We start from the raw sequence: 19,663 nt of genomic DNA, 5'->3' as shown, positions 1-19,663 counted from the left end.
TGCCTCCGTCAGGGCTGCGGGGCCGGCTCTTCGGAGAAAGCGCTGCGGAGCCCCGTGCCGGCACTCCGGATCCGGGGGAGCCGCTGGTCCTCCAGCTGCTCGGCGAAGTACTCGACGGTCCGTCTGAGCCCCTCCTCCCAGGGGACGCTGGGCGACCAGCCGAGCAGCTCGCGGGCGAGCGTGGTGTCCGGCCGACGCCGTTCGGGGTCGTCGGTGGGGCGCTCCACGTACCGCGGGAGGGAGGACGAACCGGTCAGCTCCAGCACCCGGTGGGCGATCTCAGCGACACTGGCCTCGTCGGTGGCACCGATGTTGACCGGGCGCACCGAACGGCTCGCCGCCACCAGCAGCACCCCCTCCACGGTGTCGTCCACGTAGCAGAGCGAGCGGGTCTGCTCCCCGTCGCCGGCGATGGTCACCGGCTCCCCCGCCAGCGCCTGGCAGATGAAGGTGGGGACGGCCCGGCCGTCGTGGGAGCGCATCCGAGGCCCGTAGGTGTTGAAGATCCGGACGATCCCGGCGTCCGTGCCGCGGGCGCGGGCCTCCGCGGTGACCAGCGCCTCCGAGAAGCGCTTGGACTCGTCGTAGACACTGCGCGGACCGACCGGGTTGACGTTGCCCCAGTAGTCCTCCCGCTGCGGGTGCACGAGCGGATCGCCGTACACCTCGGAGGTGGAGGCGAGCAGGAACCGCGCACCGTCCCGATGGGCGACGGCGAGCGCATTGCGGGTGCCTGAGCTGCCGACCTCCAGGGTCTCCAGCGGCATGCGCAGGTAGTCGGCCGGGGAGGCGGGGCAGGCGAAGTGGAGGACGAGGTCGTAGTCGCCGTCGAGCCGGTCGAGGCACTCGGAGGAAGAGACGTCGCACTCCAGGAAGCGGAAGCCCGGGCGGCCGAGCAGGTGCCGAACGTTCTCCCGGGACCCGGAGGAGAGGTTGTCGACGCAGTCGACCTCCACCCCGGAGTCGACCAGACGCTCGCAGAGATGGGAACCGAGGAAACCAGCACCGCCCGTCACCGCGGCACGTCGCCAGGAGGCTCGCGTCGGTATGGGGACCATCAGGCGGACCTTCCTTCCACGCTCGGGCTCGCGCGGCCGTGCGGCCGCCTCGCCGTGGTCGGTCGGCTCCGTCGGCCACGGCCGTCCCGGGGCTTCCCGCGGACGCTGCCGACGGTGTTCGCCACCGCGAGTCCCCCCAGCTCCCGCCTTCACACCTTGACGACCACTACCGCCGGTGGCACGGGGTACCCGTCACCCTCGCCAGGCCGACCGGCCCGCACCCCGGGACGACCGTCCTCAAGGCCTGGGCGCCCCGGCGGCCCGCGAAGCCTGCCGGGGCGGCGGAGCAGCGGACACCGGGATGGGAGAAGGATGGGAGAGAACCAGCCGGCGCCGACGGTGCCGGGGACCCTGGACGAGCTGCGGGGGGCCACCGCGGGCCGCCGCCGCACCCTGCTGACCGGCTGGTTCAGTTTCCGAGACGGCGAGGCGACCGCCGGAGACGTGCTGGCCTGGCGGCTCGTCTCGGAGCGGCTCGACTGTTGGGGAGTCCTCCACGACACCGCCTGGAGTCCCGGTTTCGCCCCGGGAGCGCTCCATCTGGCGGACGTCGACCCCGCCGCCTACGACCAACTGCTGTTCGTCTGCGGACCGGCGCACGGACCGCGGGTGGCCGAGCTGCACCGCCGTTTCTCCCGGTGCCACCGGGTGGCCGTCGACGTCTCCGTCGTGGATCCGGCGGACCCGGCCGTCACCGGCTTCCACCGCGTCCTGCCCCGGGACGGCCCCACCGGCCCGTCCCGGACCGACCTCTCGGTGGTCGCCGTCCTCGGGGACCGGCCCCCGGTGGCGGGGGTGATCCTCTCCGGCGGGCAGGGCGAGTACGGCGGACGGCGGCGCCACTCGGAGCTCTCCGCGACGCTGACCCGGTGGATCGGCGAACGGGACTGCACTCCGGTGGAGGCCGACACCCGGCTGGACACCCGGGACTGGCGGCACTGTGCGACGCCGGAGCAGCTGCTGGCGCTCCTGGAGCGGCTCGACATCGTCCTGACCACGCGCCTGCACGGCATGGTGCTGGCCCTGCGGGTCGGCACCCCGGTGCTGGCGGTCGACCCCGTGCGGGGCGGCGCCAAGGTCTCCGCCCAGGCGAGCGCTCTGCGCTGGCCCGCCCTCCTCCAGACCTCCGAGGTGACCGAGACGGCGCTGGGGCAGTGGTGGGAGTGGTGCCTGTCGCCCGCCGGACTCGCCGCCGCCCGACGGCGGTCCCGGCTGCTGCGGCACCGGCGCCGGTCGCTGCGCGCCGGCTGATAGGCGGCTCTCCTTCGGTCGGCCCATGGCGGCGGAGCACTCGGGTGGCAGGCGGTCGGACCCGGTCCGCTCGGAGCGCGGAACGGGAACGGAGAAGGCGTGCCCGATGTGCCCCAACCCGTCATCGCCCTGGTCCGGCGCCGCAAGGAACCTGTGGTCGTGCAGACGGTGCGTTCCACGGTCGCCGCGGTGCTCAGCTATGTGGCGGCGCTCTGGCTGAGCAACGCGAAGGTCCCCCTGCTGGCTCCGCTGACCAGCCTGCTGGTCGTGCAGGTCACCCTCTACGCCACCCTCACCCGGGGTATCCGGAGGGTGAACGCCGTGGTGGTGGGCGTCCTGGTGGCCGTCGGCTTCAGCTCACTGGTCGGGCTGAGCTGGTGGAGTCTGGGACTGCTCATCCTCGCCTCGCTGACCATCGGCCATATCGTACGGGTGAACGAGTTCGTGCCGGAGGTGGCGATCAGCGCCATGCTGGTGCTGGGCGTGAGCGTCAGCCGGGTCGCGGCCACAGCCTGGGACCGGGTGCTGGAGACGCTGATCGGCGCCGTGGTCGGGCTGCTGTTCAACGTGCTGTTCGTGCCGCCGGTCTGGACCGAGTCGGCCGGAGAAGCGATCGGGGGCCTCACCAACCGGATGCGGCAGTTGCTGCTCCGCATGGGTGAGCAGCTCGGTGGACACACCCCGGTGGACCTCGCTGCCGCCCGCCTCCACGAGGCACGCCAGCTCGACCAGGACATCGTGCAGGTGGACGCCGCCCTCACCCAGGCCGAGGAGAGTCTGAGACTCAACCCCCGCGTCCGCGAGGGCCTGCTCTCCCGCGTCGTCCTCCGCACCGGTCTGGACACCGTGGAGGTCTGCGCCGTGGCGCTGCGCGTCATAGCGCGCACCATCACCGATCTGGCCAAGAACCGGACCGAGGAGGAGTTGTTCCCTCCGGAGGAGGCCGAGGCCCTGGAGGGGCTCCTCCGGCATGTGGCCGGTGCCATCGAGGCGTTCTCGCTGCTGATCACCACCGATGTCACCGCCGACGCCGAGGTCGCGGAGGCCCGTCTGCTGGCCGAGCTGTCGGCGAGCCACGAGACCCGGGAACGCCTCGCCCACCTGCTGCTCGCCGGTGTCCAGCAGCATCCGCGCCAGTGGCAGCTGCACGGGTCGCTGCTTGCCGGGGTCGACCGGATCCTGGACGAGCTCGACGTGGAGAAGCGTTCGCTACGGCTGGCCGAGGAACTCGACCGCTACTCCCGGGAGCAGGTCGAGGGCCACCCCCGCCTGGCTCGGATCAAGCAGTTCATCTCGCTGGGCCGCCCCGGCCGGGAGGTCCGTCCGCCCAGCCGAAGCCCGTTCTGACCGCGGCAGCGGGGGCGGGCCCACCGGGAGCGGGTCCCGCACCCGACCCGCCGCGGGGACTGGGCGGGCCTCGCGGCGGAGGTGCGGGGACGGCTGGGCGGCTCCCCTCAGCCGGTCTCCGATCCCCACCGCACCGGCGGTGGCTACCCCCCGTTTCCTCGGGCGGCTGGAAGACTGGGCGGTATGCCGAGCGCCCCCCGGCCCCCCTCCTCGCCCTCCGACCCACCGCCGCTGCTCACCTTCGGGCACGGCACCGCCGGACGCGAGGAGTTGGCTTCCCTGCTGCTCGGCGCCGAAGTGGCGACCGTCGTGGACGTCCGCACCGCCCCGGGCAGCCGACGCAATCCCGATGTGGGGAGGTCCGCGCTGAGCCAGTGGCTTCCGGAATCCGGCATCGACTACCGGTGGGAACCGCGACTGGGCGGTTTCCGGAAGGTGGCGGCGGACGCGCCGGACACCTTCTGGCGCAACGATTCCTTCCGTGGCTACGCCGGCTACACCAGGGACCCGGAGTTCGTCGCCGCCATGGACGAACTGCTCCACGACGCGCGGTCCAACCGCCATGCGGTGATGTGCGGCGAGACCCTCTGGTGGCGCTGCCATCGACGGATCATCGCCGACTTCGCCGTCCTGGCCCGCCGGACACCCGTGCTCCACCTGGCTCACGACGGCCGCATGACGGAACACCAGCCGACCTCGGGCGCCAGGCTCGGCAGTGACGGGCTCCTGCACTACCCCGGCCCACCGGACCGATAGTTGGTCGACCGGTACCGGACGTGCTAACAAACACTCGGACAGTACCGGCCCGCACACGGACAGTGGCGGGACTCACGCAGCGTTAGGGGACCGTCATGATCGGCCGTGAGGACGGCCCAGGCCCGGGCCGTGGAGGGCAGCCGGGTGCCCCGCTCCGCCCCCGGGAGAGGCACGCGGACAACCATCCGGAGGGCTTCAACCGTCAGGTGGGACTGGCTTCGCTGCTCTTCAGCTCACTGCTCGCCGTCGTCTTCGCCGGCCTGCTGGTCTTCTCCGCCTGTACCGAGCACTTCACCTGGGGCCGGCTGGCCGTGGCGCTGATGGCCACCGGGGGTGGCGCCGCCGCCTGGTACGGATGGCGGCGGGAGTCGGCCTCCGCCTCCTGGTGCGGACTCTTCCTGGCCGTCACCTCCACGGCGCTGGCCCAGTCCCTGCTCTGAGGTGGCGGTCAGCGGGAGCGCTCAGCGGCGGGGGTCACCCGCCGGCTCCCGTGCGGGTCGTCAGTTCCCGCCACAGCCGCCCGACCTGAGGTTCCAGATCCTCCAGCGGACCGTCGTTGCTGATCACCAGGTCGGCGACGGCCAGGCGTTCCTCTCTGGTCGCCTGCGCCGCCATCCGGGACCGGGCCTCGTCCTCCGTCATGCCGCGGAGCCGCACCAACCGGTCCATCTGCGTCTCCGGCGCCGCGTCCACCACGACGACGAGGTCGTAGAGCGAGGCGAGGCCGTTCTCGGCGAGGAGCGGCACGTCGTGCACGACGATGGCGTCCTCGGCGGCGGCTGCCTCCAGCTCCGCCGACCGGTCGCGCACCAGCGGGTGGACGATGGCGTTGAGCGCCTGCAGCCGCTCGGCGGAGGCGAAGACGATGGAGGCGAGTCCCGGCCGGTCGAGGCAGCCGTCGGGTGCCAGCACCTCGGGGCCGAACTCGCCGACCACCGCCGCGAGACCGGGGGTGCCCGGCTCCACCACCTCCCGGGCGATCCGGTCGGCGTCGATGACCACCGCCCCGCGGGCGGCGAGCAGCCGGGACACCTCGCTCTTGCCCGCGCCGATCCCGCCTGTCAGTCCCACCTTCAGCATGTGGTCAGCCTACGTCCGGCTCAGCCGGTCTCTCCCTCGCGCTCGGCGAGGAACCGCTCGAACTCCTGGCCGATCTCCTCGGCGGACGGCAGTTGGGAGGGTTCGGCCACCAGGTTGCCCCGGCTCTCGGCCCCGGCCACCGCGTCGTACTGGTTCTCCAGACCTCGCACCAGGCTGACCAACTCGTCGTTGCCCTCGCTGATCTGGCGTTCGATCTCGCTCTGGGTCCGCTGGGCGGCGGTGCGGAGTCCCTGGGCGATGCCGGGCAGCACGAGGCCGGTGGCCGCTGTGATCGCCTCCAGCGCCGTGAGCGCCGCGTCCGGATACGGCGATCGGGCGACGTAGTGCGGCACGTGCGCCGCGACCCCCAGGACGTCGTGCCCGGCCTCCGTGAGTCGGAACTCAACCAGGGACTCGGCGCTGCCGGGCACCTGGGCCTGTTCGAAGACGACTCCGTGCCCGGGCACGAGGTCCGCCCGGTTGCCGTGCGGGGTTATGCCAACCGGCCGGCTGTGCGGCACCCCCATGGGGATGCCGTGGAAGTTCACCGAGAGCCGCACCCCGAGGCGTTCCACGATCTGGATGACGGCCGCCGTGAAGCGTTCCCACTCGACGTCCGGTTCGGGGCCGGAGAGCAGGAGGAACGGGGTCGCCGTCGCGTCCCGCACCAGGTTGACCTCCAGGCGCGGCATGTCGTACGCGGTCCAGCGGTTCCGCTCGAAGGTCAGCAGCGGCCGGCGGGCCCGGTAGTCGATCAGCCGGTCCACGTCGAAGCGGGCGACGGGCTGCCTGGGCAGGCCTTCCAGTAGCCGTTCGATGATCTGGTCGCCGGTCTCTCCCGCGTCGATGTACCCCTCGAAGTGGTACAGCAGCACCAGTCCGGCGGAGTACCGGTCCCGCGCCGCGTCGATGGCCGCGAGTCCGCTCCGTTCCCACTCGTACAGGTCCCGAGGATTTCGCACAGCACCGTCCTTCTCAAGTCTGTCCGTTCAAACGCGGCACGCCCGCACGGCATTCCTGTCGGCGCCGGGCCCCGGCACCGGCAACGGCAAGGCCCGCCCTCACGTGGAGAGCGGGCCTTACCGTATACATCTTGTTCAGCTGTTCAGCCCTGAGGGGGTGAGCAGCCGGGGAGCCGGAGCGTCAGCTCTGGCCGCCCGCCAGCTTCTCCCGGAGCGCGGCCAGGGCCTCGTCCGAAGCCAGGGCGCCGGAGTTGTCCGCCGACTCCGAGGAGTAGGAGCCACCGGAGTTACCGCCACCGGAGTTACCGCCCTGGGCGGAACCACCGCTGCCGGCCTCGGCCGCTGCCTGCTCGTCGGCCTCGCGGGACTTGACCACCTGCGCCTGGTGCTGCTCGAAGCGGGCCTGCGCCTCGGCGTACTGGCGCTCCCACTCCTCACGCTGCTTCTCGTAACCCTCGAGCCAGTCGTTGGTCTCGGGGTCGAAGCCCTCGGGGTAGATGTAGTTGCCCTGGTCGTCGTAGGACGCGGCCATGCCGTACAGGGTCGGGTCGAACTCGACCGCCGTCGGGTCGGCACCGAAGGACTCGTTCGCCTGCTTCAGCGAGAGGCTGATGCGACGGCGCTCGAGGTCGATGTCGATGACCTTGACGAAGATCTCGTCGTTGACCTGGACGACCTGCTCCGGGATCTCCACGTGGCGCTCGGCCAGCTCGGAGATGTGCACCAGGCCCTCGATACCCTCGTCGACACGGACGAACGCACCGAACGGCACCAGCTTGGTGACCTTGCCGGGGACGACCTGCCCGATCTGGTGGGTCCGGGCGAACTGCTGCCACGGGTCTTCCTGGGTCGCCTTGAGCGACAGGGACACGCGCTCGCGGTCCATGTCGACGTCCAGCACCTCGACCGTGACCTCCTGGCCGACCTCGACCACCTCGGAGGGGTGGTCGATGTGCTTCCAGGACAGCTCGGAGACGTGCACCAGACCGTCGACGCCGCCCAGGTCCACGAACGCACCGAAGTTGACGATCGAGGACACGACGCCCGAACGGACCTGGCCCTTCTGGAGGGTGGTGAGGAAGGTCTGGCGGACCTCGCTCTGGGTCTGCTCGAGCCAGGCACGGCGGGACAGGACCACGTTGTTGCGGTTCTTGTCCAGCTCGATGATCTTCGCCTCGAGCTCCTTGCCCACGTAGGGCTGGAGGTCGCGGACGCGACGCATCTCGACCAGGGAGGCCGGGAGGAAGCCACGGAGGCCGATGTCGAGGATGAGACCACCCTTGACGACCTCGATGACCGTACCGGTGACGATCCCGTCCTCTTCCTTGATCTTCTCGATGGTGCCCCAAGCGCGCTCGTACTGCGCGCGCTTCTTCGAGAGGATCAGGCGGCCTTCCTTGTCCTCCTTCTGGAGGACCAGGGCCTCGATCTCGTCACCGACGGCCACGACCTCGTTCGGGTCGACGTCGTGCTTGATCGAGAGCTCGCGGGAGGGGATGACGCCTTCGGTCTTGTAGCCGATGTCGAGCAGGACCTCGTCCCGGTCGACCTTCACGATCACGCCGTCGACAATATCGCCGTCGTTGAAGTACTTGATCGTCTCATCGATCGCGGCGAGGAAGGCTTCCTCGGAACCGATGTCGTTGACCGCCACCTGCGGGGTGGTGGGGGTTGCCTCGGTGCTGCTCGTCATGTGGGAAAGGGCTCCGGTACGGACATTGAGTCGTAGGTACTGCTACGCCGAGAACCCGTATCGCACCGCCGAAGCCGAACAGCCCGGGGAGGACGTCTCTTCTCTCACTGGAAGATCAGGAGACGCCTCGACAGCTGAGGGGACATGCGACAAATGCGAGCGCGACCTGCTCTGTCTGAGGCGCGCAGGCCCGCAGCGCAACTTGTAGCATACGGGGGCGACCGGAGACGGTCAATGCACGAAGAGCCATACCTGGGTCGGAATCACCCATATCAGGCAGAAGTCACCCGAGAAGCGGGGGTCCGGGTGGTCGGTCGACCCCCTACCTACGCCGTCCGGTGCCCGGCGACGCAGTGCGCGGACGCTGGTGCCGACCCGTTCCACCGACGAAGACTACGACGACGGGCACGATGATCCAAGAGGACGATGCAGAGGCGGTACGGCGCGAGGCGGGCCCTGCCGAGAGCAGCCGGGCCAACCGGGGCTGGTGGGACCGGAACGCCGACGACTACCAGGAGGAGCACGGCGGCTTCCTCGGTGACGACCGCTTCGTCTGGGGCCCGGAGGGCCTCAGCGAGGACGAGGCGGCCCTGCTCGGACCGGCCGCCTCGCTGCGGGGGCGGGACGTGCTGGAGGTCGGTGCCGGGGCGGCGCAGTGCTCCCGGTGGCTCGCGGCCCGCGGTGCCCGACCGGTCGCCCTGGACCTCTCCCACCGCCAGCTCCGCCACGCGCGCCGGATGGATCTGGCGAACCCGGCCGCCCCGCCGGTCCCCCTGGTCCAGGCCGACGCCGCCGCCCTGCCGTTCCGGGACGGCTCCTTCGACCTCGCCTGCTCCGCCTTCGGAGCGCTGCCCTTCGTGGCCGAGCCGGTCCGGGTGCTGCGGGAGGTGCGGCGGGTGCTGCGCCCCGGAGGACGCTGGGTGTTCTCGGTGACCCATCCGTTCCGCTGGGCCTTCCCGGACGAGCCGGGGCCCGAGGGGCTGACCGTCTCGGGCTCCTACTTCGACCGCACGCCCTACGTCGAGCAGGACGCCGAAGGCCGGGCCGTGTACGTCGAGCACCACAGGACCCTCGGTGACCGGGTGCGGGACGTGGTCGCGGGCGGTTTCCGGCTGCTCGACCTCGTGGAGCCCGAGTGGCCAGCCTGGAACACCCAGGAGTGGGGCGGCTGGTCCCCGCTGCGGGGAGAGCTCCTCCCCGGAACCGCGATCTTCGTCTGCGAACGAGACTGAACGACTCCGAGGGGCCGCACGGTCGCCGGAGTCGACCTGAGGTGCCACCCGGAGCCGGGCGGGGCGCTGCGAGGATGGTCCGGTGAGCATCCGGACCGACGCCCTCGCCTCGCTCCCCGTCCGCGCCGCGCTGCCCCGCCTGCTGGCCGAGCTCGACCGCTGGGGGACCGCCGTGCTGTGCGCCCCACCGGGCACCGGCAAGACCACCGCAGTCCCGCTGGCCCTGGCCGGCCTGCTCCCCGGGACGTCCGCCCGCACCGGCCGCGTCCTGGTGGCCGAACCACGGCGGATCGCGGCCCGGGCGGCGGCCCGGCGGATGGCCTGGCTCCTGGGTGAGGAGGTCGGGGGGCGGGTCGGCTTCACCGTGCGCGGCGAGCGGCGGGTCGGTCCCGGGACGGTGCTGGAGGTGGTGACCACCGGGGTGCTGCTGCAGCGGTTGCAGCGGGACCAGGAGCTGGCCGGGGTGGACACCGTACTGATCGACGAGTGCCACGAGCGCCATCTGGACGCGGACACCGCCGCGGCCTTCCTACTGGATGTGCGGGCCGCCCTCCGCCCCGAGCTGCGGCTGGTCGCCGCCTCGGCGACCACCGACGCCGAGGGGTGGGCCCGGCTGCTGGGCGCGGACGGCGGCCCGGAACCCGGCGAGGGGGCGCGCCGCCCCCCGGCGACCGCCCCCGTCGTCGAGGCCGCCGGCGGCTCCCACGAGGTGGCCGTCGTGTGGGCCCCGCCGCCCCGGCCGGTGCGCCCGCCGCACGGCACCCGGGTGGATCCGGACCTGCTGAGGCATGTGGCCGCCACCGTCCGGCGCGCCCTGCGGGAGCAGGAGGGCGACGTGCTCTGCTTCCTTCCCGGCGTGGCCGAGATCGCGCGGGTCGCGACCGACCTGGTCGGCGCCGGCGTCGAGGTGCTCCAGGTGCACGGACGCTCCCCCGCGGCCGTCCAGGACGCGGCGCTGGCCGGCGGGGACGGGCGGCGGGTGGTGCTCGCCACGTCCGTCGCCGAGTCCAGCCTGACCGTGCCCGGGGTGCGGGCGGTGGTGGACGCCGGCCTGGCCCGGGAACCGCGGGTGGACCAAGCCCGCGGGCTGAGCGCGCTGACGACCGTACGGGCCTCCAGGGCCTCGACCCGGCAGCGCGCCGGACGGGCCGGGCGCGAGGCGCCCGGAACGGTCTACCGGTGCTGGTCCGAGTCCGAGGACGAGCGGTTGCCGCGGTGGCCCGCTCCGGAGATCGAGGTCGCGGACCTCTCGGCGTTCGCCCTGTGGGCGGCCTGTTGGGGCGATCCAGGGGCCCGCGGACTGGCTCTGCTGGACCCGCCGCCGGAGGGGGCGATGGCCGCCGCCGGCGAGGTGCTGACCGCGATCGGGGCGCTCGACGCCGCCGGGCGGGCCACCGAACGCGGGGTCCGGATGGCCCGGTCAGGGCTCCACCCGCGGCTCGCCAGGGCGCTGCTGGACGGTGCGGAGGAGTTGGGGGCGCGACGGGCGGCGGAGCTCGTGGCACTCCTCTCGGAGGAACCGCCGCGCGGGCTGGGAGACGACCTGGCGACGGTCTGGCGTGCGGTGCGCGGCGGCGGCAGCGACGGCTATCCCGCCCGGTGGCGCCGGGAGGCCCGCCGGTTGGAGAGCGCCCTGCGCTCCGGCGGATCGGCACCCGCCGGTCCCGGGGCCGGGCGCGGTGACGACGCCTGCGCCGGGCTGGTCGCGGCCCTCGCCTTCCCGGAGCGGGTGGCCCGGTCCCGTGGCCCCGGGTCCTATCTGATGGCCAGCGGGACCCGGGCGGAACTCGTGGCCGGCTCCGCGCTGGCCGCCGCTCCGTGGCTGGCGGTGGCCGTTGCGGACCGGCCGGTGGCCGCGCCGTCGGCCCGTATCCGGCTGGCCGCGGTGGTGGACGAGGAGTCTGCCCTGCTGGCCGCCGCGCCGCTGCACACCGCGGAGGAGGAGGTCGGCTGGTCGGCGGAGCGGGCGGATGTCATCGCCCGGAGCGTCGAACGACTCGGGGCGATCGAGCTCTCGGCACGCCCGCTGGCCGCCCCGGCTCCGGCGCTGGTGCGGACCGCTCTGCTGGACGGGTTGCGGCGGCGGGGACTCGGGCTGCTGCACTGGTCACGGCAGGCGACCGAGTTGCGCCGGCGGCTCGCCTTCCTCCACCGGGAACTCGGCGAGCCGTGGCCCGAGGTGTCGGACCGGGCGCTGCTGGCCGAACCGGAGAGCTGGCTGGGCCCGGCCTTCGCCCGGGCCCGCAGCCGAGCCGACCTGGAGCGGCTCGACGCGGGCGAGGCCCTGCGGAGTCTGCTCCCGTGGGCCAGCGGTGAGGCGGCGCTGCTGGACGAGTTGGCGCCCGAGCGGGTCGAGGTGCCGAGCGGATCGCGGGTCCGTGTCGACTACAGCGGCGAGCAGCCCGTACTGGCCGTGAAGCTGCAGGAGCTCTTCGGGTGGTCGCAGGGCCCCCGGATCGCCGGCGGACGGGTGCCGCTCCTGATCCACCTGCTCTCGCCGGCCGGCCGGCCGGCGGCTGTCACCGCCGATCTGGCGTCCTTCTGGCGGGAGGGGTACCGCTCCGTGCGGGCGGAGTTGCGCGGCCGGTATCCCCGGCATCCCTGGCCCGAGGACCCGTCCACGGCGGAGCCGACCCGTCACACGAAGAGCCGGGCCGCCCGCTGACCTGGCCGCCCGGCTCCGCTCGGTCAGTAGGTCGGCCGGGTGGTGCCGAGCGCCGCGATGGTGGTGCTGGGGGAAGGCCGGGGGCTCGGCTCCGTGCCCTCGCTCCCGTCGTCGCCACCCGGGCACGGGTCCTCACCGGTCGGGCTGGGCGACGGGGAGCCGGTCTCGCCGTCGCTCGGCGAGGGCGTGGGGGTCGGCGTCGGGGAGGCGGTCGGTGAGGCGGTGGGGCTGGGCGAAGCCGTCACGGTGGGCGTGGGTATGGGGGATGTGGTGGGCGACGGCGAACTGCTCGGGCTCGGCGACGGAGAGGCGGTAGGCGTCGGCGAGGCGGAGTCCGTGGGGCAGACGGTCGGGGTGGGGCTGGGCTCACCCGGCTCCGCGGTGCCGGTGTCCGAGGGGGTGGGCGAGGCGGTGGGCGAGGCGGTGGGCGAGGGCTCGATACTGCCGGTGGCCGAGACCGTCGGTCGGGGCGAGCCGCTCGATTCCCCCGGGGAGCCGGGGCGCGGGGAGTGGCGCGGGCCGCCCGAGCCCCCGGAACCGCCGGGCCGGTCGGAGCCCGCCCCGGGCGAGGTGGGCAGCACGCCCGTGTTGTCGGGCACTTCGTGAGTGCCCTTGCGGTAGTACTCGTACCAGGTCAGGACGGTTCGGAGGTACTCGCTGGAGCGGTTGTAGCCCAGGATGGCCTGCTCCAGATCGTTCCTGACCGAGAGGTCGCGCCCGTTGGCGCACAGGTACCGCCCGGCGGCCAGTGCCGCGTCGTAGATGTTGTTCGGGTCCTTCCGGCCGTCCCCGTTGCCGTCCGCACCCCAGTTGGCCCAGGTCGAGGGGATGAACTGCATGGGGCCCACAGCACGGTCGTAGACCGGGTCCCCGTCGTACTCGCCGCCGTCGGTATCCCGTATCTCGGCGAAGCCGTTGCCGTCGAGGCGCGGACCGAGAATCGGCTTGAGAGTGGTCCCCTCGGAGTCCACGTTGCCGCCGCGGGCCTGGCCGGACTCGACCCTGCCGATGGCGGCCAGCAGTTCCCACCTCAGGTTGCAGCCGGGGTTGCTGCTCTTCAGCTGGGACTCGGCCTTCCGGTAGGCGTCGAGCACGGTGGCCGGGATACCCGCCTCGGTCGCCGGCTTCTCGGGTTTGCTCTCGCCCTTCTCCGGCGTCCGGAGCGGCGGGAGTTCGGTGTGGTATTCGGAGCCTCCGTCGATGGGCGGCTCCTCGGTGGGCGCGGAGCCGGCCGGTGGCTCCGGATCGGCTCGGAGGAGTCCGGGGGCCTGCGAGGCGGTCAGTGCCGCCATGGCGACGGCCGCCACCGCGGTCGTCGCCGCTCCCCTGCGCAGTCGGCGCCCGAGTTCCGCTGCCATCCTTGGCTCCCCCTCCGTCCGGGGCCTCGGGGCGAGGTCGCTCCCCCGCTCTCCGCACGGCCCACCCGCTCACCGTCCCGCCCCCAACGACCCGACGTGTGTGGGGACTTTGGGTGACCCTACGGCAAGCACCGCCCCCGGCGGCAAGGTGTCCGGCCGTCTGCGGCCACCGGGGGGCGGGGGTCAGTGCGCCGCCGACTCCCAGTCCGCCCCGCGGCCGACCGACACGTCCAGCGGGGCCCGCAGCGACACCGCGCCGATCATCTCGGTACGGACCAGCTCCTCCACGCGGTCCGCCTCTCCGGGCGCGATCTCGAGCACGATCTCGTCGTGCACCTGGAGCAGCATCCGCGAGTTGAGCCCTCCGCCGCGCAGCGCCTCGTCCACCCGCAGCATCGCGATCTTCACGATGTCCGCCGCGGTGCCCTGGATGGGGGCGTTGAGCGCCATCCGCTCGGCCATCTCCCGGCGCTGGCGGTTGTCGCTGTTGAGGTCCGGCAGATAGCGGCGGCGGCCGAGCATCGTCTCGGTGTAGCCGGTGTTCCGGGCTTCGACCACGGCCCGCCGCAGGTAGTCGCGCACCCCGCCGAAGCGCTCGAAGAAGGTGTCCATCAGCCTGCGCGCCTCCTCCGGCGCGATGTTGAGCTGCTGGGACAGGCCGAAGGCGGACAGCCCGTAGGCGAGCCCGTAGGACATCGCCTTGATCTTGCGGCGCATCTCCGGGTCCACCTCGGTCTTGGCGACGCCGAAGACCTGTGAGGCGACGGTGGTGTGCAGGTCCTCACCGGAGGTGAAGGCGTCGATCAGGCCCTCGTCCTCGGAGAGGTGGGCCATGACCCGCAGCTCGATCTGGCTGTAGTCCGCCGTCATCAGGGACTGGAAGCCCTCGCCCACCACGAAACCGCGGCGGATGGCCCGGCCCTCGTCGGTGCGGACCGGGATGTTCTGCAGGTTGGGGTCGGTGGAGGAGAGGCGGCCGGTCGCGGCCACCGTCTGATTGAAGGTGGTGTGGATCCGCCCGTCCGGGGCGATCGTCTTGATCAGACCCTCGACCGTGGAGCGCAGCCGCGCCTGCTCCCGGTGGCGCAGCATGATCACGGGGAGTTCGTGGTCGGTCTGGGTGGCGAGCCAGGCGAGCGCGTCGGCGTCGGTCGTGTAACCGGTCTTGGTCTTCTTGGTCTTCGGCAGACCGAGCTCTCCGAAGAGCACTTCCTGGAGCTGTTTCGGAGAGCCGAGGTTGAACTCATGGCCCACCGCGGCGTGCGCCTCCCGCACGGCCTGCTGCACGGCGCCGGCGAACTGCTGCTCCATGCGGTCCAGCCAGCCGCGGTCGGCCGCGATGCCCGAGCGTTCCATCCGGGCCAGCAGTGCGGAGGTCGGCAGTTCGACGTCGCGCAGCAGATCGGCGGTCGCGCCGGCGGGCGGGCCGCCCGCGGCGGGGGCGGCAGTGGGACCCTCGACCTCCGGGAGCTTCTCCTCGAATACCTCGGCGAGGTCCAGGATCGTCCGGGCCTGGGCCATCAGGGCGTCCTGTTCGGCCTGTTCCTCGGCCCCGAAGGCGAGTTGGCCGTCGTCGGCGACCGGGGTCCGCAGCTCCCGGCCCAGGTACTCGATGGACAGCGCGTCCAGCAGGAAGGAGCGGCGGCCCGGCTTGACGAGGTAGGCGGCGAGGGCGGTGTCCATGGTGACCCCCTCGACCCGCCAGCCGTGCTCGGCGAAGGACCGCATCGCCGCCTTGGCGTCGTGCATGGCCTTCGGCCGGGCGGGGTCGGCGAGCCAGGCGGCGAAGGCCCGCTCGTCGGCTTCGTCCATCTCGGAGGGCTCGAACCAGACGGCGGGGCCGGAGCCCAGCGCCAGGGCGATCTCCCGGACCTCCCCGCTGCCCAGGGCCCAGCTGTGGACCGTGGCCACTCCGAGCTGCTGGCCGCCGTGCTCCGCCAGCCAGGGGGCCAGTTGGCCGGCGGCGAGCGGCTCCCCCTCCACCTCCACGGCGCCGACCGGTGTCGGCTGTGCCTCGGCGGCGCCGGGGTCGGCGGCCATCAGCCGGTCGCGGAAGTTGGGGTGCCGGAACTCCAGGGCGTCGAGCAGCACGACGAAGGCCTGCCGGTCGTACGGGGCGCGTACCAGCTCGGCAGGGCCGGCCGGCAGCTCCACGTCCCGGATCAGCTCGGTCAGCCGGCGGTTGAGCCTGACGGAGTCCAGATGGTCGCGGAGGTTCTGCCCGACCTTCCCCTTGATCTCGTCGGCGCGCTCCACCAGCGCCTCGAAGGACCCGAACTGCTTGATCCACTTGGTGGCGGTCTTCTCCCCCACCCCGGGGATGCCGGGGAGGTTGTCGGAGGGGTCGCCGCGCAGGGCCGCGAAGTCCGGGTACTGGGCCGGGGTGAGCTGGTAGCGCTCCTCGACCTTGGCGGGGGTGAACCGGGTCAGCTCGGAGACGCCCTTGGTGGGATAGAGCACCGTCACGTGGTCGGTGATGAGCTGGAAGGTGTCCCGGTCCCCGGTGACGATCGAGACCTCGAACCCCTCGGCCTCCGCCTGGGTGGCGAGGGTGGCGATGACGTCGTCCGCCTCGAAGCCCTCCACCGCGAAGCGGGGGACGTTCATCGTGTCCAGCAGCTCGCCGATCAGCTCCACCTGCCCCTTGAACTCGTCCGGGGCCTTGGAGCGGTTGGCCTTGTAGTCGGTGAACTCCTCCGAGCGCCACGTCTTGCGGGAGACGTCGAAGGCGACCGCGAGATGGGTGGGCTGTTCGTCACGGAGCGTGTTCGCCAGCATCGAGGCGAAGCCGTAGATGGCGTTGGTCGGCTGCCCGGAGACCGTGCTGAAGTTCTCCGCCGGCAGCGCGAAGAAGGCCCGGTACGCCAGGGAGTGCCCGTCCAGCAGGAGGAGGCGGGGCCGCTCTCCCGAGCTGGGGGTCCCGGGGTCGGGGGCGGCGGTCGCTGCGGTCTTCTTCGATGCTGTCTGTGCCACGCCCCGATCCTGCCACGACTCACTGACAGCCTTGACTGCGCCGACCGGAAGCACTCCTTCCGCAGCCCGGCCGGAAGCGACCCCTCCCTACCCACCGCCCCGCGTACATGGGAGGATCGCTTTTCAACCATCGGATCGTATCCGCAGCTCGACAGGCCGAAGGGAGAGCGACATGGCATCGAAACCCCCCGCCGGGGATCCGATCCAGGACGCCCCGGAGGTGACCGCCCCGCAGCACGCCGCCGCCGGCCTGCCCGCGATCGGCCACACCTTGCGGATCGCCAACCGACAGATGGGTGCCACGCGCACCGCGCTGACCCTGCTCCGGGTCAACCAGAAGGACGGTTTCGACTGCCCCGGCTGCGCCTGGCCCGAAGGCGACAAGCGCCATATGGCGGAGTTCTGTGAGAACGGGGCGAAGGCCGTCGCCGAAGAGGCCACACGACGCCGGGTCACCGCGGAGTTCTTCGCCTCCCACCCGGTCTCCGACCTGGCGAACCGGAGCGGCTACTGGCTGGGCCAGCAGGGCCGGCTGACCCAGCCGATGCTGCTGGAGAAGGGCGGCGAGCACTACGAGCCGGTGAGCTGGGAGCGCGCCTTCGACATCGTCGCCGAGGAGCTCCGGGCCCTGGACTCGCCGGACGAGGCGCTCTTCTACACCTCCGGCCGGACGAGCAACGAGGCGGCCTTCCTCTACCAGCTCTTCGCGCGCGAGTTCGGCACCAACAACCTGCCGGACTGCTCCAACATGTGCCACGAGTCCTCCGGCTCGGCGCTGAGCGAGACGATCGGCGTCGGCAAGGGCAGTGTGCTGCTGGAGGACCTCTACCGCGCCGACCTGATCATCGTCGCCGGCCAGAACCCGGGCACCAACCACCCGCGGATGCTGTCCGCGCTGGAGCGGGCCAAGAAGGAGGGCGCCCGGATCATCACCGTCAACCCCCTCCCCGAGGCCGGGATGGAGCGGTTCAAGAACCCGCAGACCCCGCTCGGCCTGAGCCGCGGCACCGCCCTCACCGACCTCTTCCTGCAGATCCGGCTCGGCGGCGACCAGGCGCTGTTCAGGATGTTGAACAAGCTGATCCTGGAGACCGAGGGCGCCCTGGACGAGGAGTTCATCCAGCAGCACACCCACGGCTACGAGGAGTTCGCGGCCGCCGCGCGCGACGCCGACTGGGAGGAGACGCTGCGCGCCACCGGGCTCGACCGGGAGGCCGTCGAGCAGGCGCTGGGCATGGTCCTGGAGTCGCGCTCCGTCGTCGTCTGCTGGGCGATGGGCCTGACCCAGCACAAGCACTCGGTGCCGACCATCCGGGAGATCGTCAACTTCCTGCTGCTGCGCGGCAACATCGGCCGCCCCGGCGCGGGCGTCTGCCCCGTCCGCGGTCACAGCAACGTCCAGGGCGACCGCACCATGGGCATCTTCGAACGTCCGCCCGAGGAGTTCCTCGACGCCCTGGAGAAGGAGTTCGGGTTCGCCCCGCCGCGCGGGCACGGCCATGACGTCGTCCGGGGCATCCGCGCGCTGCGGGACGGCGAGTCGAAGGTCTTCTTCGCCATGGGCGGCAACTTCGTCTCCGCCTCGCCCGACACGGAGGTCACGGAGGCGGCGATGCGCCGCGCCCGGCTCACCGTCCACGTGTCCACCAAGCTGAACCGGTCCCATGTGGTGACCGGAGCCCGCGCGCTGATCCTGCCCACCCTCGGCCGCACCGAGCGGGACCTCCAGGCCAGCGGGGAGCAGGTGGTCACGGTCGAGGACTCGATGGGCATGGTGCACGCCTCGCGCGGACGGCTGGAGCCGGCGAGCAAGGAGTTGCTCTCCGAGACGGCCATCGTCAGCCGGCTGGCCCGCCGGGTGCTCGGCGACGCCAGCAAGACGCCCTGGGAGGAGTTCGAGAAGGACTACTCGAAGATCCGCGACCGGATCTCGCGGGTGGTGCCGGGCTTCGAGGACTACGAGGAGAAGATCTCCCGCCCGGGCGGCTTCGTGCTGCCGCACGGCCCTCGGGACGACCGCACCTTCCCGACCGCCACCGGCAAGGCCAACTTCACCGCCGCGCCGATCGAGTACCCGGAGCTGCCCGAGGGCCGGCTGCTGCTCCAGACGCTCCGCTCGCACGACCAGTACAACACCACGATCTACGGACTCGACGACCGCTACCGCGGCATCAAGAACGGCCGCCGGGTGGTGCTGGTCAACCCGGAGGACGCGGAACGGCTGGGGCTGGCCGACGGCGCCTACGCCGACCTGGTCAGCGAGTGGCGGGACGGCGTCGAGCGCCGTGCGGCGGGCTTCCGGGTGGTCCACTACCCGACTGCGCGGGGCTGCGCCGCCGCCTACTACCCGGAGACCAACGTGCTCGTGCCGCTGGATTCCACGGCCGACACCAGCAACACCCCGGCCAGCAAGTCCGTCGTCGTACGGATCGAGCCGGGCGACCGCGAAGAGGCCGCCGCTCCGGCCGCCCGGTAGCGGTCGGCCGGAAGCGCACGGAGGGCAGGGCGGCGCCGGTAGCGGCGCCGCCCTGCCCTCGCCCTCCGGCGGACTCCGCTTCCCGGTCCCGCCGGCAACGCCCCCAGAAGTCATCCCGATCGGAGCAGGAGCCCATGGGCGAGCAGCGACTCAGCACGAAGTTCCCACCGGAGGTACTGGACGCCTATGCCGACAGCGGCGTCGACCTGTCGGCGCTGTTCTCCGCCGGCAGCCTCGGTTCCCGGATGGGTCTCACCGTGCTCGAGGCCTCCGCCGAGCGGGTGGTCGGCACCCTGCCGGTGGAGGGCAACACCCAGCCGTACGGGCTGCTGCACGGGGGCGCCTCCGCGGTGCTGGCGGAGACCCTCGGCTCGGTCGGCGCGATGCTGCACGGCGGGCCCGAGAAGATCGCGGTCGGGGTCGACCTGAACTGCACCCACCACCGCAGCGCCCGCTCCGGGCAGGTGACCGGTGTCGCCACCCCGCTGCACCGCGGCCGATCCACCGCCTGCTACGAAGTCGCCATCACCGACGAAGCGGGCAAACGGGTCTGCACCGCCAGGCTCACCTGTGCGCTCCGGCCGGCCAAGGCCGCGTAGGCGCACAGCGCTTCCCGCGCCGGGTGGGGCCGCCGGCCCCGTCACCGCCGACACGGGATGCTACTGCCCGTAGTCACGATCGCACCTCTCCGCGGGGCGGCCGTACCGTCCCTCCGGGCCGGACGGTACGCCCCGCCGCGCGTTCGATAGCCGGACGCGCCAGAGCGCCCCCGCCTCCCTCCACTTGGCGGAACTGCACATTCAGCGCCTTGC

General features: G+C 72.5%; 14 protein-coding genes. 8 read left to right on the top strand and 6 right to left on the bottom strand.

Annotated elements, in window-relative coordinates; translation table 11 throughout:
• Window positions 1-8: 8 nt before the first annotated feature.
• Window positions 9-1,058 carry an NAD-dependent epimerase/dehydratase family protein gene (locus BGP73_RS03465; RefSeq protein WP_079127162.1) on the bottom strand — a complete coding sequence of 350 codons (1,050 nt, stop codon included), beginning with the start codon at window positions 1,056-1,058 and terminating at the stop codon, window positions 9-11.
• A gap of 312 nt (window positions 1,059-1,370) precedes the next feature.
• Here BGP73_RS03465 and BGP73_RS03460 point away from each other — a divergent pair, with 312 nt between their 5' ends.
• From BGP73_RS03460 to BGP73_RS03445, 4 genes are all read left to right on the top strand, one after another.
• Window positions 1,371-2,309, top strand: coding sequence for a polysaccharide pyruvyl transferase family protein (locus BGP73_RS03460; protein ID WP_079127161.1), 939 nt, complete (start codon window positions 1,371-1,373; stop codon window positions 2,307-2,309).
• A 99-nt stretch (window positions 2,310-2,408) separates the two neighbouring features.
• Window positions 2,409-3,656, top strand: coding sequence for an aromatic acid exporter family protein (locus tag BGP73_RS03455; RefSeq protein ID WP_069811878.1), 1,248 nt, complete (start codon window positions 2,409-2,411; stop codon window positions 3,654-3,656).
• Between the two features lie 183 nt (window positions 3,657-3,839).
• The gene (locus BGP73_RS03450) at window positions 3,840-4,412 is read left to right on the top strand and encodes a DUF488 domain-containing protein (RefSeq protein WP_069811877.1); all 573 of its coding nucleotides are present in this window, start codon (window positions 3,840-3,842) and stop codon (window positions 4,410-4,412) included.
• A gap of 95 nt (window positions 4,413-4,507) precedes the next feature.
• On the top strand, window positions 4,508-4,852 hold the full coding sequence (locus BGP73_RS03445) for a hypothetical protein (protein WP_069811876.1): 345 nt from the start codon (window positions 4,508-4,510) through the stop codon (window positions 4,850-4,852).
• 34 nt (window positions 4,853-4,886) lie between these two features.
• Here the strand turns inward: BGP73_RS03445 and coaE are convergent, their stop codons facing one another.
• From coaE to rpsA, 3 genes are all read right to left on the bottom strand, one after another.
• Window positions 4,887-5,492 carry a dephospho-CoA kinase gene (gene coaE, locus BGP73_RS03440; protein ID WP_069811875.1) on the bottom strand — a complete coding sequence of 202 codons (606 nt, stop codon included), beginning with the start codon at window positions 5,490-5,492 and terminating at the stop codon, window positions 4,887-4,889.
• Window positions 5,493-5,512: 20 nt separating this feature from the next.
• Window positions 5,513-6,454: a PAC2 family protein gene (locus tag BGP73_RS03435; protein ID WP_069811874.1), complete on the bottom strand. Its 942-nt coding sequence runs from the start codon at window positions 6,452-6,454 to the stop codon at window positions 5,513-5,515.
• Between the two features lie 181 nt (window positions 6,455-6,635).
• A complete protein-coding gene (gene rpsA / locus BGP73_RS03430) occupies window positions 6,636-8,147 on the bottom strand; it encodes a 30S ribosomal protein S1 (protein ID WP_069811873.1) in 1,512 nt (503 codons plus the stop codon).
• A gap of 410 nt (window positions 8,148-8,557) precedes the next feature.
• Between rpsA and BGP73_RS03425 the strand changes: the two genes are divergently transcribed.
• A complete protein-coding gene (locus tag BGP73_RS03425; RefSeq protein ID WP_069811872.1) occupies window positions 8,558-9,379 on the top strand; it encodes a class I SAM-dependent methyltransferase in 822 nt (273 codons plus the stop codon).
• A gap of 82 nt (window positions 9,380-9,461) precedes the next feature.
• On the top strand, window positions 9,462-12,044 hold the full coding sequence (hrpB, locus tag BGP73_RS03420) for an ATP-dependent helicase HrpB (protein ID WP_170837733.1): 2,583 nt from the start codon (window positions 9,462-9,464) through the stop codon (window positions 12,042-12,044).
• Between the two features lie 23 nt (window positions 12,045-12,067).
• On the opposite strand, the gene BGP73_RS03415 is transcribed toward hrpB, so the two are convergent.
• Both BGP73_RS03415 and polA read right to left on the bottom strand, forming a co-directional pair.
• Window positions 12,068-13,402, bottom strand: coding sequence for a lytic transglycosylase domain-containing protein (locus BGP73_RS03415; RefSeq protein WP_069811871.1), 1,335 nt, complete (start codon window positions 13,400-13,402; stop codon window positions 12,068-12,070).
• Between the two features lie 183 nt (window positions 13,403-13,585).
• The gene (gene polA / locus BGP73_RS03410) at window positions 13,586-16,375 is read right to left on the bottom strand and encodes a DNA polymerase I (RefSeq protein ID WP_069811870.1); all 2,790 of its coding nucleotides are present in this window, start codon (window positions 16,373-16,375) and stop codon (window positions 13,586-13,588) included.
• A gap of 172 nt (window positions 16,376-16,547) precedes the next feature.
• On the opposite strand from polA, the gene BGP73_RS03405 reads away from it, so the two are divergent.
• Window positions 16,548-18,851, top strand: a complete 2,304-nt coding sequence (locus BGP73_RS03405; protein ID WP_069811869.1) for an FdhF/YdeP family oxidoreductase — start codon at window positions 16,548-16,550, stop codon at window positions 18,849-18,851.
• A 134-nt stretch (window positions 18,852-18,985) separates the two neighbouring features.
• Window positions 18,986-19,450, top strand: a complete 465-nt coding sequence (locus BGP73_RS03400) for a PaaI family thioesterase (RefSeq protein ID WP_069811868.1) — start codon at window positions 18,986-18,988, stop codon at window positions 19,448-19,450.
• Window positions 19,451-19,663: the final 213 nt, after the last annotated feature.

Source organism: Streptomyces sp. TP-A0874 (genome assembly GCF_001748085.1).
Classification (GTDB): domain Bacteria; phylum Actinomycetota; class Actinomycetes; order Streptomycetales; family Streptomycetaceae; genus Streptomyces.
Note: the sequence above shows the minus strand (reverse complement) of the source record. Positions and strands in the feature narration are given on the sequence as shown.